Source organism: Pseudomonas sp. zjy_15 (assembly GCF_043101865.1).
In the GTDB taxonomy this organism is placed as follows: domain Bacteria; phylum Pseudomonadota; class Gammaproteobacteria; order Pseudomonadales; family Pseudomonadaceae; genus Aquipseudomonas; species Aquipseudomonas putida_Y.
Genome location: NZ_JBICII010000034.1, coordinates 188,734 through 202,262, shown reverse-complemented (window position 1 = coordinate 202,262; position 13,529 = coordinate 188,734). Strand labels below are relative to the sequence as shown.

Annotated in this window: 10 protein-coding genes; 4 read left to right on the top strand and 6 right to left on the bottom strand. The window is 62.4% G+C overall.

What is annotated here, in order from left to right; translation table 11 throughout:
* Window positions 1-34: 34 nt before the first annotated feature.
* The 3 genes from ACF8EF_RS06940 to ACF8EF_RS06930 form a co-directional block, all read right to left on the bottom strand.
* Window positions 35-1,330, bottom strand: coding sequence for an FAD-binding oxidoreductase (locus ACF8EF_RS06940; RefSeq protein ID WP_176684282.1), 1,296 nt, complete (start codon window positions 1,328-1,330; stop codon window positions 35-37).
* A gap of 13 nt (window positions 1,331-1,343) precedes the next feature.
* Window positions 1,344-2,432, bottom strand: coding sequence for a polyamine ABC transporter substrate-binding protein (locus tag ACF8EF_RS06935; protein ID WP_209966209.1), 1,089 nt, complete (start codon window positions 2,430-2,432; stop codon window positions 1,344-1,346).
* 80 nt (window positions 2,433-2,512) lie between these two features.
* Window positions 2,513-3,871, bottom strand: coding sequence for a glutamine synthetase family protein (locus ACF8EF_RS06930; protein WP_021785086.1), 1,359 nt, complete (start codon window positions 3,869-3,871; stop codon window positions 2,513-2,515).
* Window positions 3,872-4,054: 183 nt separating this feature from the next.
* Here ACF8EF_RS06930 and ACF8EF_RS06925 point away from each other — a divergent pair, with 183 nt between their 5' ends.
* Together ACF8EF_RS06925 and ACF8EF_RS06920 are read left to right on the top strand one after the other, a co-directional pair.
* Window positions 4,055-4,954 carry a helix-turn-helix domain-containing protein gene (locus ACF8EF_RS06925; protein ID WP_176684280.1) on the top strand — a complete coding sequence of 300 codons (900 nt, stop codon included), beginning with the start codon at window positions 4,055-4,057 and terminating at the stop codon, window positions 4,952-4,954.
* Between the two features lie 79 nt (window positions 4,955-5,033).
* Window positions 5,034-6,944 carry an AAA family ATPase gene (locus ACF8EF_RS06920; RefSeq protein ID WP_176684279.1) on the top strand — a complete coding sequence of 637 codons (1,911 nt, stop codon included), beginning with the start codon at window positions 5,034-5,036 and terminating at the stop codon, window positions 6,942-6,944.
* A 37-nt stretch (window positions 6,945-6,981) separates the two neighbouring features.
* Here the strand turns inward: ACF8EF_RS06920 and ACF8EF_RS06915 are convergent, their stop codons facing one another.
* On the bottom strand, window positions 6,982-8,367 hold the full coding sequence (locus tag ACF8EF_RS06915) for an aldehyde dehydrogenase family protein (protein ID WP_392461273.1): 1,386 nt from the start codon (window positions 8,365-8,367) through the stop codon (window positions 6,982-6,984).
* 107 nt (window positions 8,368-8,474) lie between these two features.
* Between ACF8EF_RS06915 and ACF8EF_RS06910 the strand changes: the two genes are divergently transcribed.
* Together ACF8EF_RS06910 and ACF8EF_RS06905 are read left to right on the top strand one after the other, a co-directional pair.
* A complete protein-coding gene (locus ACF8EF_RS06910; protein WP_004374302.1) occupies window positions 8,475-9,341 on the top strand; it encodes a LysR family transcriptional regulator in 867 nt (288 codons plus the stop codon).
* Between the two features lie 282 nt (window positions 9,342-9,623).
* A complete protein-coding gene (locus ACF8EF_RS06905; RefSeq protein ID WP_176684277.1) occupies window positions 9,624-10,145 on the top strand; it encodes an acyloxyacyl hydrolase in 522 nt (173 codons plus the stop codon).
* Window positions 10,146-10,176: 31 nt separating this feature from the next.
* Here ACF8EF_RS06905 and ACF8EF_RS06900 read toward each other — a convergent pair whose 3' ends face one another.
* Both ACF8EF_RS06900 and ACF8EF_RS06895 read right to left on the bottom strand, forming a co-directional pair.
* Complete coding sequence (locus tag ACF8EF_RS06900; protein ID WP_392461274.1) at window positions 10,177-12,297, bottom strand: TonB-dependent siderophore receptor; 2,121 nt, start codon at window positions 12,295-12,297, stop codon at window positions 10,177-10,179.
* A gap of 265 nt (window positions 12,298-12,562) precedes the next feature.
* A complete protein-coding gene (locus ACF8EF_RS06895) occupies window positions 12,563-13,453 on the bottom strand; it encodes a universal stress protein (protein WP_176684275.1) in 891 nt (296 codons plus the stop codon).
* Window positions 13,454-13,529: the final 76 nt, after the last annotated feature.

Here is a 13,529-nt window from a genome sequence, read left to right as displayed (position 1 = left end):
CGCCCTGAGTGGCGCTGCAAACGTTGTTGCCCACTCAACCCAGGGCCTCACGCAATCGGTACCACAACATGCCCAGCGCCAGCAGGGGGGAGCGCAGGGCCTTGCCGCCGGGGAAGGTCAGGTGCGGCACGGCGCTGAACACATCCAGGCCGTGGCTATGGCCGAGGGCGATGCTTTCGGCCAGCAGTTTCGCCGTCCAGTGCGTCACGTTCAGCCCGTGCCCGGAATAGCCTTGGGCGTAATACACGTTGGGGTGCTGGCCAAGGCGCCCGACCTGGGGGAACCGGTTGGCGGTGATGCCGATCATGCCACCCCACTGGTAGTCGATGCGCACGTTGGCCAGTTGCGGGAACACCTTCAATACCTTCGGCCGCATGTACGCGCCGATGTCTTTAGGGTCGCGCCCGGAATAGTGGCAGGCGCCACCGAACAGCAGGCGGCGGTCTGCAGTGAGACGGTAGTAGTCCAGGCCGACCTTCTGGTCGCACAGCGCCATGTTCTGCGGGATCAGGCTGCTGGCCAGCGCTTCGGGCAAGGGTTCGGTGGCCACCACATAGCTGCCGGCCGGGAGCACCTTGCCACTCAGGCGCGGTTCCAGTTCATCGAGGTGAGCGTTGCAGCCCAGCACCAGGCTGCTTGCGCGCACCTTGCCGCGCGCCGTGTACAGCGTCAGCCTGGGCCCGTGCTCAATGCGCAGGACCGGGCTTTGCTCGAAAATGCGCACGCCCAGGCTGTGGGCCGCGCGGGCTTCGCCCTGTACCAGATCCAGCGGGTGCAGGTGGCCCGAGCCCATGTCTACCAGGCCGCCAGCGTACTGGTCGCTGGCGACGATCTCGTTCAACTGCCCGGCGCCGACCAGGCGTGTTTCATGGCGATAGCCCAGGGCGGCCAGGTCGTCCTGTTCATCCTTGAAAGCGGCGAACTGCGCATCGGTGTTGGCCAGTTCGCAGAAGCCCCAGCGCAGATCGCAGGCAATACCGTAGCGGGCGATGCGGTTGGCCACCAGTTCCACTGAGTCTATGCCGGCCTGTTTCAGGTAGCGCACACCGTCCTGCCCGACATGCCGGGCAAAGCCGCTGACATCATGGCCGATACCGCGAATCAGTTGGCCGCCATTGCGCCCACTGGCGCCCCAGCCGATGCGCCGGGCTTCCAGCAGCACCACCGAGAGGCCGCGCTCGGCCAGCTCCAGGGCGGTATTGACCCCAGTCAGCCCGCCGCCGATCACGCATACGTCGGCCGTCAGTTCACTGTCCAGGCTGGGGTAGGGTGCCGCGTCGCGCGCTGTGGCGGCGTAGTACGAGGCGGTGTGTTGGGTATTGAAAGACATGAGCGTTCTCGACTCAGCGGTTGGACTTGATCTTGCTCCAGGAGCGGGTCATGACGCGCATGATTTTCGGGCTCGGGGTGCTGGAGATGTACAGCTTGTCCAGCACCTCCTGGGGTGGATAGATCTCGGGATTGTTCACCAGCGATGCATCCATGTAGGCCTTGGCGTCCGGGTTGGCATTGGCATAGCCGACCGTGGCGCTGACCTTGGCGATCACTTTGGGGTCGAGCAGGTAGTTGATGAACGCCAGGGCCTGCTCGGGGTTGTTGGCGTCCTTGGGGATGGCCAGCAGGTCGAACCACAGGTTGCTGCCTTCCTTGGGAATGCTGTAGGCGACCTTCACGCCGTTCTTCGCTTCTACGGCGCGGTTGGCAGCCTGGAACACGTCGCCGGAATAGCCGAACGCTACGCAGACATTACCGTTCGCCAGGTCCGAGACGTACTTGGACGAGTGGAAGTAGGTGATGTAGGGGCGCAGTTCGAGTAGCCGGGCCTCGGCCTTGGCGTAATCGCCCGGTTTTTCGCTGCGCGGGTCCAGGCCCAGGTAGTTGAGCACGGCCGGGAACAGTTCGTCGGGCGAGTCCATGAATGCCACGCCGCACTGCTTGAGCTTTTTCAGGTTCTCGGGCTCGAACAGCACCGCCCACGAGTCGATATGGTCCACACCCAGTGCCGCCTTGACCTTGTCGACGTTGTAGCCGATGCCATTGGTGCCCCACAGGTAAGGCACGGCGTACTGGTTGCCGGGGTCGTTCTGTTCAAGTTGCTTGAGCAGTTTGGGGTCCAGGTGCTGCCAGTTCGGCAACTTGCTGCGGTCCAACGGCAGGAAGGCCCCGGCCTGGGCCTGGCGGGCGAGGAAGTGGTTGGACGGTACCACCACGTCATAACCTGTGCGCCCGGCCAACAGCTTGCCTTCGAGGGTTTCGTTGGAGTCGAACACGTCATAGACCACCTTGATTCCGCTGCTGGCCTGGAAATCGGCCAAGGTGGTGTCACCGATGTAGTCGGTCCAGTTGTACACACTGACCGTGGGCGTGGCCTGGGTGGTGGTGGCGAACAGCAGGGTGAATGCAGCGGGGATCAGGGCTTGCAGATGACGCATGGGAACACCTCGTTGGTCTTGTTCTTCGAGTTCGGAGCAGGCTTGCCTGTGCATGGGGTGCAAAGCACCCCCGCAGTGGATCAGACACTCAGCATCAGGAATTCACGCTCCCACGAGCTGATGACGCGCTTGTAGTTCTCGTGTTCGGCGCGCTTGACCGCCACGTAGCCCTGGACGAATTGCTTGCCCAGGTACTGCTGCACGGTTTCGCAGTCTTCCATGTGCTGCAGCGCATCTTCGATGGTGATCGGCAGGCGCAGGTTGCGTCGTTCATAGGCACGGCCCTGCACTGCTGCGCTAGGGTCGATCTGCTCGACCATGCCCAGGTAGCCGCACAGCAGGCTGGCAGCGATGGCCAGGTACGGGTTGGCATCGGCGCCCGGCAGGCGGTTTTCCACCCGCATCGCCTCCGGGCTGGACGTAGGCACGCGCAAGCCGGCGGTGCGGTTTTCTACACCCCACTCGACGTTGACCGGTGCCGAAGTATCCGGCAGGAAGCGGCGGAACGAGTTGACGTTGGGCGCGAACATCGGCAGCAGCTTGGGGATGTACTTCTGCAAGCCGCCGATGTGATGCAGGAACAGCGGGCTCATGCTGCCGTCTTCGTTGGCGAAAATCGGTTTGCCCGTGGCGATGTCGACCACGCTCTGGTGCAGGTGCATGGCACTGCCGGGTTCGTCGGTGATCGGCTTGGCCATGAACGTGGCGGCCACGTTGTGCTTGAGCGCTGCCTCGCGCATGGTGCGCTTGAACACGGTGATCTGGTCGGCCAGGTCCAGCGCATCGCCGTGGCGGAAGTTGATTTCCATCTGCGCCGGGCCGTCTTCGTGGATCAGCGTATCCAGGTCCAGGCCCTGGATCTCGCACCAGTCGTAGACGTCTTCGAACAGTGGGTCGAATTCGTTGGCGGCATCGATCGAGAACGATTGACGGCCACTTTCAGCACGGCCGGAACGCCCCAGTGGCACCTGCAGTGGCAAGTCCGGGTCTTCGCAGCGCTTGGTCAGGTAGAACTCCATCTCGGGTGCGACGATTGGCTGCCAGCCCTTGTCGGCGTACAGCTTGAGCACCTTCTTCAGCACGTTGCGTGGCGAAAGCTCGATGGGGTTGCCTTGCTTGTCGAAGGTGTCGTGGATCACGATCGCGGTTGGCTCGATCGCCCACGGGATCTGGTAAACGGCAGTGGGGTCAGGGCGGCAGACCATGTCGATGTCGGCGGCGTCGAGCAGGTTGTAATAGATGTCATCATCGACGTAGTCGCCGGTGACCGTCTGCAGCAGCACGCTTTCTGGCAGGCGCATGCCTCGCTCATGGAGGAACTTGGCGGTGGGCGCGATCTTGCCGCGGGCGATGCCGGTCAAGTCGCTGATCACGCATTCGACTTCGGTGATCCGGTGTTCTTTCAGCCAGGTGGACAGCTGATCGAAGGGGGCGTTCATACAGACCTCTTGGTTGGGTTTTGGTGTGGGAGCGTGGACGCTTGCGAAAACCGTTCAACAGTTGCGAAGGCGTTACGCTTCCCAGGTGACGCGCTGGAGACTATCTTGGGCGCAGCCCCCCGGGGCGATCTATCCACTTTCTTCAGTATCGAATGCACCAAAAGAGTGCATACAGGATGATGTGTGACAACCGCCAATGCGTTGAAGGTCCAGGCTTTCCATACCACTGACGTCACCGAGCAAGTGCGCGCCACCCCTGGCTGGCAGCAGCAGTACCGGCAGATGTCACCCGGGTTCTTCAGCGGTGAGCTGCGTTGTCTGGGGCTGGATGGCGTGGAGGTGTACGAAGAGCGCCTGAACACCCGGGTGGAGCAGTTTTTTCGCGCGCCAAGCGGCGCGTTGGCGTTTTGCTTCGACCGCAGCGAGAACAGCCTGTACCTGCTGAACGAACAAAGCCGCAATATCTGGATCACGCCGGAGAACTACCACGAGGTGGCGGTCGTGTTCGACCAGGCCTTCCTGGCCCGTCATGGGCTGGACCCGCAGCGCCTGGAGGGGTTGTTCATGGTGCCATTGGGCAGCGGCCAGAATGCCTTGTTCGGCAGTTGGCTGAGCGCCACCCTGACGCGCCTGGCCGAGGCCGGTAGCCCGCTGCAGGGGCCGGCCCTGGCAGAGCAACTGCTGGAGGACTGCCTGTTCATACTCGACAACGCCTGCCAGCGCTTGCAGGGTGTGGCCCTGGGGCGACGTGACGAGGAGCGGGCGATCATGCGCCGGGTCAGCGAATGGGCGGCCGACTGCCCGGAAGAAACGCTGAACCTGGTGGAGTTGGCGGAGGTTGCCGGGGTTTCATTGCGTCAGTTGCAACAGGCGTTCAAAGCGTTCACCGGCATGCCGCCTGCGCACTGGTTACGGCTGCGCCGTTTGAACGGCGCGCGGCGCGATCTTTTGCGGGGAGGAGGGGTGACCGTCGCCGAGGTGGCGATGCGTTGGTCGTTCTGGCATTTGGGAAGGTTTTCAGAGAGTTATCGGCAGTTGTTCAAGGAGTTTCCGAGCGAGACGTTGCGGCGGGGCAGAGGTTGAAGGGGGCACGCCAAAACTGAACCCAGCATCCCGTGCCGAAAGTTGCTATGGTGCCGCCCTGATTTCACCCGAGGTGCCGATGTTCTACCTGCCTTTGCCCAGCGACCAGGCTGACCGCCTCGCCAGCGCGGCTGTAACCGAGTTCTTCACCACCGCCAGTGTGCTCGATGCCGCTGCCGTGCTGTTCGTGCAAAACCTGCCACGCCAACCTGCCACCGCTTCGGCCGACGCGCAGGAACGTCGTTTCGCCGAAATCGTGCGCATCGCCAACCAAGTCGAAGGTGTCGCCCCCGGGCGTTTCCAGGGCCAGGTAGCGCAGCACTTCGATCGCGAAGCGTTCGCCATGGGCCTGGGCATGCTGGGCGAAAATGGCATTGCACTGCTGTCGGCCGAAGTGGAATACCAGGCGGACGAGTTGCTGGATGACGAAGGCCAGTGGAACTTCCAGTTCGCCGACCGCTACCGCCAACGGGCCACGCCGCTGCACCCGGTGTACCTGCCGTCGCTGGCCAGTGACTTGATGCTCAGCGACCAGCAGAACCGCCTGCTGCGTGAATTCCTCAGTGGCATCGACGAGTCTGTGGCTGTGCAAGGTTTCGCCGGCACCGGCAAGACCTTCCTGATTCACCAGTTCGCCCGGCTGCTGGACCCCCAGCGCACATTGCTGCTGGCCTTGACCGAAGGGCAGTTGCGCGCGCTGCAGGCGCGGGTCAAGGACGCTGCCGCCTATACCGCGCTGACCTTCGGCCAATTGGCTGACGAGCTGCTCAACCGCGACCTCACCAGCAACGGCTGGCGACTGCGCGACCCATACCGCACCAAGCTGTCCTGGCGCCCCCAGGAAGCGCAAGTGGTGCGCTGGCTGGCCATCCCAGATATCGGCCCGCTCGCAGCGCGTGACGTGGTTGCCTTGTGTATCCGCGCCGTGCGCACGTTCTGCCACAGTGCCGATACCCAGCTTCAGCTGCACCACTTGCCCTGGGCCGGGCCGGGCACTTCGCCGCTGGATCAGGAGGTGCTGCTGGAGAAGGCACGCCTGTACTGGCAAGAGCTGATTCGTCCGTCGGCGCGGGACATTCAGCTGCCGGTGCGTGACTACCACCGGGTCAAGCTGCTGTCGCTGACCGAGCATGTGATCGACAGCCGTTACACCCATGTCATCGTCGACGAGGCCCACGAACTGTCGGCACCGATGCTGGCGGTACTCGATCGCAGTCCACAGTCGATCATTACCCTGGGTGACGAACTGCAAAACCTCAATGGCCTCAGCCCGCACCATGGCAGCTTCATCCGGCAACGCTGCATCGACCATTCACTTCGCGCCGGGCCGGCAATGGACAATGTGCTCAACCCGTTGATCCAGGCGCACCCGGCCACGATCCAGGCGGCCTTCAGTGGCAACGCCGAGCACTACACCCGGGTCAGTTTCTTCGATACGGTGGTGGTGCCGGAACAGCCCACGGCGCTTATCGTCGATGATGAATGGGGGCTGTTTGGCTGGTTCCAGCGCCTGACGCATCAGGGTGTGCCGTTCTTGTTGCTGAAAAGCGCTCGCAAGGACTTTGAACTGTTCGTCGAGGACTGCATCGAGCTGTACCGCTACGGCACGCGGCCGCGCCACCCGATGCTGTTCCGCTATGCCAGCTGGCAGGCGCTGGAGCAGGACAAGGGCGATGACAAAGCGTTCGTCGCCGTGGCCAACATGCTGCGCAAGGGCTACACGCCGGAGCACTTTGCCAAGGCCAAGAGCCGTTACCGCTGGGACAAGGCGCCGAAGTTGTTCCTGGGGCGTGTACGGGATGTGAAGAACATGGAGTTTGCCCGGGTGATGGTGTCGCCGGAGCTGATGGTGGCGCCACAGGTGGCGGGTAACCGCAATGAACGGGCGCGTATGCTGGCGGGGTTGTATACCGCCTGTTCGCGGGCGCGGCATGAACTGATCGTGCCGGGGGGGATGCTGGACTGGGTCAAGGACCAGGTTCGGGATTGACACAGATGGGGCTGCAAAGCAGCCCCAGGGTCATGAATCAGTTACGGTCCAGCCACACCGTCTGGGCATTGGTGAACTCGCGCACCCCAAAGTGCGACAGCTCACGGCCGAAACCGCTCTTCTTCACGCCACCAAACGCAACACGGGGGTCGGAAGCGCAGTAGCCGTTGATGAACACGCCACCGGTATCCAGTGCGGCGGTCATGCGTTCGGCCAGCGCATAGTCGGCTGTGTAGATGGTCGAGGCCAGGCCGAACTCGCTGTCGTTGGCCAGTTCCACGGCATGGTCGGCATCGCGTGCCGTGATGATCGCCGCTACCGGGCCGAACAGCTCCTGCTTGAACGCGGTCATGTCCGGGGTGACATTGGCGAACACGGTCGGCGCGTAGAAGTTGGCCACGCCTTCGACCTTGTTGCCGCCCAGCAGCAACGTGGCGCCTTCGGCCAACGTCGCCTGAACCTGGCCGTCCAACTCGTCGCGCAGGTCGTAGCGGGCCATCGGGCCGATATAGGTGTCGTCCTCCAGCGGGCTGCCGATTTTCAGCTGGCGCGTGGCTTCAACGAACTTGTGGGTGAACGCGTCGACGATGCTGGCTTCCACGATCAGGCGCTTGGCGGCGGCACACACCTGGCCGGTGTTCTGGTAGCGGCCTATCACCGCAGCCTGAACGGCGGCATCCAGGTCGGCGTCAGCCAGCACGATGAACGGGTCGGAGCCACCCAGTTCCAACACGCACTTCTTCAGTGCGGCACCGGCCTGTGCACCAATCGCCATGCCGGCACGCACGCTGCCGGTCAGGGTCACGGCGGCGATGCGCGGATCGTTGATGGCGCGGGTAACGCCATCCGGGGTCACGTTCAGTACTTCGAACACGCCTTCCGGCAGGCCGGCATCCTTGAACAGCTCACCCATCAGGTAGGCGCTGCCCATCACGTTCGGTGCGTGCTTGAGCACGTAGGTGTTACCCGCCAGAATCGCCGGCACGGCGCCGCGCAGCACCTGCCAGACCGGGAAGTTCCACGGCATCACGGCCAGGATCGGGCCTAGCGGGCGGTATTCGATACGGGCTTTTTCGACCTGGGTCGGCTCGGCGGCGAGCATGGCCGGGCCGTGCTCGGCGTACCAGCGGCAAAGGCCCACGCACTTGCTGACTTCGCCGCGAGCCTGGGCGATCGGCTTGCCAATTTCGCGGCTGATCATGTGCGCGAAGGCTTCGGCCTTGGTTTCGAGGGTGCCGGCCAGGGCCAGCAGGTACTCGCTGCGCTGACCCAGCGACACCTGGCGCCACTGGCGGTAGCCAACCTTGGCACGTTGCAGCGCCGCTTCCAGTGCGGCGTCGCTGTCGAACGGGTAGGCGCCGATCTGCTCGCCGCTGTACGGGTCGAGGGAGATGGCGTGGGTCAGGCTGCTGATCGCGCTCATGGCGGGACACTCTCGTTGTTGTTAATCAGTGAGGCCAGACTAGTGGGCTATGGCTTTAATGAAAACTGAATAATAATGAGCGAAACATTCACGTTTGGAGAATGGCTGTGGACCTGGTGCAACTGGAGATCTTCAAGGCCGTGGCAGAGCAGGGCAGCATCAGCGCCGCCGCGCAGCACATCCATCGGGTGCCGTCGAACCTGACCACGCGCATCAAGCAACTGGAGGAGGACTTGGGGGTAGAGCTGTTCATTCGTGAGAAGAGCCGCCTGCGCCTGTCGCCTGCGGGTTGGAACTTCCTCGAATATACCCGGCGCATCCTCGACCTGGTCCATGAGGCGCGGCTGACCGTGGCGGGTGAAGACCCGCAGGGCACCTTTGCCCTAGGATCACTGGAAAGCACGGCGGCGGTGCGCATCCCCGCGTTGCTGGCGGCCTATAACCAGCGCTACCCCAAGGTTGACCTTGACCTGTCCACCGGGCCCTCCGGGACCATGCTCGAAGGCGTGCTGTCTGGCCGCCTGGTGGCCGCGTTCGTCGACGGCCCGGTGCTGCACCCGACGCTGGAGGGCATACCGGTGTTCGAGGAAGAGATGATGGTCATTGCGCCACTCAACCATACACCGGTGACCCGCGCCCAGGACGTGAACGGTGAAAGCATCTATGCCTTCCGCGCCAACTGTTCGTACCGCCATCACTTCGAAAACTGGTTCGTACAGGACCAGGCGGTACCGGGCAAGATCCACGAAATGGAGTCCTATCACGGCATGTTGGCCTGCGTCAGTGCGGGCGCCGGTCTGGCCATGCTGCCGCGCAGCATGCTCGACAATATGCCCGGGTGCAGCACCGTCAGCGCCTGGCCAATGTCAGAGGACTTCCGCTACCTGAAAACCTGGCTGGTATGGCGACGGGGTACGGTCTCGCGCAGTTTGAGCATGTTCGTGAAGTTGCTTGAAGAAGGACGCGCAAGCTGATGTTTTTTCTCGATAACAGTCGATATCCAGAATGCTCAGGGCCAGCCCGTGCTCAGCGTCAGCGATGCCGGGCCACTGCTGTATGTGCAGCTGCCTCCCGGCAAAGCACAGCGTTTCCAAGTGATTTAGCCAATAGTGGCAATACACTTCCAACTTTCTGATTATCTGGACAATAATCAGAAAAGTATTACTTCGTATGACCGGTTTGGATGCACCGGTCAGCGCATAACATCGAGGGGCCCAAGCCCCCGCTTGCCGTGTAGACCATCAGGAGAGTCGTTGATGAAAACCCGTCTAGCAGCTTCGCTGGCCGTTGCAGTGCTGGCCTTTGCCGGAGCCGATCTGGTCCAGGCTGCGCAGATATCAGGCGCCGTGGGCGCCACTGGCCAAGGTGACATGACCTACCGTATCGGCATGTCGTTCGACTGGGACAAGAAATGGCTGCAAAGCAGTGCCGGTCATGTGAGCGGTTACTGGGATGCGGCCTACACCTATTGGGAAGGTGGCGATGCCAGTGGTGCGCATTCGCTGTCGTTCAGCCCGGTGTTCACGTATGAGTTCAGCGGCTTTACCTACACGCCTTACATCGAGGCAGGTATTGGCCTGGCAGCGTTTTCAAAGACCGACGTGGGCGACCAGCGACTGGGGTCGTCGGTCAACTTCGAAGACCGTATCGGCTTTGGCCTGAAGTTGCCGGGAGAACAGAAGGTAGGCATCCGTGCCATGCACTACTCCAACGCCGGGATAAAGCAGCCAAACGACGGCATCGAGTCGTACTCGCTGTTCTATAGCAGAGCTTTCTGACATTACGGGGCCGCTGCGCGGCCCCGGCAATTCAGAACGTATAGGAAACGCCGGCCTGCACCGTGCGCGGTGCGCCGGGGTATACGTAGCTGTTGAACGCCCCCTCGTCATACCCCTTGTTGAACACGTTCTTCACGTCCAGATTCAACCGCACGTGTTCGTTAACCTTGTAGAACGTCAGCAGGTCAACCACGGTGTACTGGTCCATGTTGTAGGTGACCGCCTCGGTCTGGCCATTGCGGTCATCCACATACTTCAACCCAAGCCCTAGCCCCAAACCTTTGGCAAAACCGTCCTGGAACTCATAAGTGTTGAGCAGGCTGAAGCTGTTGCGCGGGATGTTGGCCAGTCGCGTACCCGTCGGCAGGCGGTTGTCCTTGGTAACTTCGGCATCGACATAGGCGTAGCCACCGATTACCCGCCACTCAGGCGTGATATTGCCGGCGATGTTGATATCCAGCCCGCGGCTGCGTACTTCCCCGGCGGCCAAGCTGTAGTTGGTATTCACCGGGTCGCGCGTCAGGACGTTCTCCTTGACGATGTGGTAGATCGCTGCGTCGACACTCAACTGGCGATCAAGTGACTCCCATTTCACACCCAGCTCGTAGGATTTGCCCTTCTCCGGGTCGAAACCACCGCCACTGGCCGGCGTGCCCGTATTGGGTTTGAACGAACGTGCGGTGTTGGCGTAGACCGCCAGGGTATCGGTCAGGTCGTAGATCAAGCCAAGGCGGGGTGTAACGCCGTTTTCGCCCTTGCTGAAATCGCCGGCATTGTTCAGCTTGTTGTCATAGTCATGCTCGAAACGCTCGAAGCGCACACCCGCCAGCGCCTTCAATCGCTCGGTCAGCGCTACCTGGTCCTGAATGAAGAACGCCCACGTCTGCAGGTTTTCCTTGTCCCAGGTGGTGGTGCGGTCCAGTGCCGGGCGCGGCTGGCCCAGTACCGGGTTGTAGATGTCGATCGGGTAGGCTGCCGAGGAACGCTGGATGATCGAGTTGTAGTCGTAGTTCTCGTATTCGACCCCGGTCAACAAGGTATGGCTGAAATTGCCGGTGTCAAAATGACCGGTCAGGTTCAGCTGCCAGTCGCGGTCGGTCCACTCCAGCTTGCGGTAGTTGAAGTTGCGCTGCAGCGTGCGTCCATCTGCCGGTGCGCCGTCGGCTTCGACAGCGTTGCCTTTGAGCGAGCCATCGAGGAACTGGAACCCGCCAGCCAGCGTCCAGTTGTCATTGAGCAGGTGCTCGAAACGCAGCTGCGCCATGTTGTTGTCGTTGTGCAGCAGGTTGTCGCTGCCTTTTTCCCAGATATAGGTATCGCGCGAGGCGCTGCCGGTCTGGGTGGGGTAGCGGGTCAGGCCGCGATCGAGGGGGTGGTTGTTGCGCATGAAATCGCCTTCGAAGGTGATCTTCGTGGCGTCATTGACCTGCCAGCTGATGACCGGGGCGACATCGTAGCGTTCGCTTTCGACATCGTCGCGGAAGCTGTCGCCACCTTCACCCAGTATGTTCAGACGGTAGGCCAGCGAGCCGTCCTGGCTCAGCGGCCCGGTGGCATCAAGGGTGGCACGGTGCATGCCCTGGTCGTCGAACTGGCTGCCAAGGGTGACCTTGGACTCGGGCAACGGCTGCTTGCTGACCACGTTGAACGTACCGCCAGGGTCGCCACGGCCGTACAGGCTGCTGGCCGGGCCACGGATGACCTCCAGGCGCTCGACGGTGTTGGCATCCGGGGCATTGGGGTAGCCGCGGTTGATCGGAAAGCCGTTGCGGTAGAACTCACCGGTCGTGAAGCCACGCACGGTGAAGGTTGTGAGGCCCTGGCCACCGAAGTTGTTGGCGCGGCCGACACCACCGGCGTAGTCCAGGCCATCCTGCAGGCGCGTGGCGCCCGTGTCTACCAGCACATCCTTGGGTACCACGCTGACCGATTGCGGGGTTTCGTGCAGCGCCGTGTCGGTGCGGGTGGCACTGGCCGAGCGGGTGGCCTTGTAGCCTTCGACCGGGCCGTCGGCGCGTTCGCTGTCGGCAGTACTGGTGATGCTCAGGGCCTGGAGTTCGATCTGGTTAGGGTCGCTGAGCGGTTCAGGCTCGGCAAAGGCCAGCGGGGAGACAGCATGAAGCACACAAAGCGAAACGAACGTGCGGCGCATCGACGGTACGGTCCTTGAATAGGGCGCTAAGAGGCTGGGTCGGGAGATGCCGCGAACATACTACGAATCATTATCAAATGCATTAGTTTTGAGTGGCACTGGTGTACCAGAAACCAAGGGGGAAGAAGTTACGGTCACAGTAGTGCCTGCAGGAGCAACCTTGTGCTGCGAAGGGACCGATAGGTCAGGAGCTGCTCTGTGGGTGGAATTGCCTCTTCGCAGTACAAGGTCGTCCTAGCCTGGCCCCTGGTCAGGCTGATGAAGCTCAGCGAATCGCCTTGATCGCCAACACATTGCACAGCGGGTGTTCCAGCACATGCGCCGTTGTCCCGCCCAGGAATGTCTGCATGGCGTCATGCCGATGGCTGCCCATGACTATCACGTCCACCCGGTTGTGGCCGACGAACTGGGCAATTGCCCTGGTCGCAGCCCCTTCGAGGAAGTGCCGGCGCTCCAGCGGAATCTGGTGATGGTCGCCCAGGCGGTTGAACGCCGCCCGCTGCGCGGTACGCACGCTGCCATCGAAGCCGGGCATGGTGACCGCACCGGCACCGAAGTCGGCGATGTGGGTCTTGGCCGCATCGCACACATGCAGCAGGTGCAGCTCGGCGTTGCACTGCAGGGCCAGGTCATGGGCGCAGTGGATGACTTGCTCGTCCAGGTGTTCACCAGCGCCGTGGCTGTTCAGGTCCACCGCGGCAGCGATCTGCCGTGGCAGGGGCAGGCGAATGTCGCTGACCAGATGCACGGCGACCGGGCTGTCCTTGAGCAATTGCCAGTCCAGCGGCGTGACCAGCAGGCGTTTGAGTACGGGTTCGTGCTGTACGTCCTTGACCAGCAGATCGCAGCCCAGCCGTTCGACCCGCTCTAGTACGCTGCCCAGCGGGTCGCGGGTCAACAACAGCTCGGTGGACACGTCCAGGCCGGCATCGCTCAGCTGTTCGGCCTCATCCGCCAGCCATTGGCGGTTGTCGCTGAGCAGCCGCTCACGCTCACGGCCATCGCTCATCAAGCCAAAGGTGTCGACGTCGTCGACGAACACATTGATATCCAGCAGGGCACCGCTGGATTCCGCCAACGCCGCAGCGCGTTGCAGCGCAGGCGTATGACGCATTTGCGGGCCGAGCATGACGAACAGACGTTTGAACTGGCTCATCGCACACCTCCACGTGTGGCAGCCCCCCGGTGATCTGGTCATGTTCAGTCTAGACTGCCGCAACGTACACCGGGGC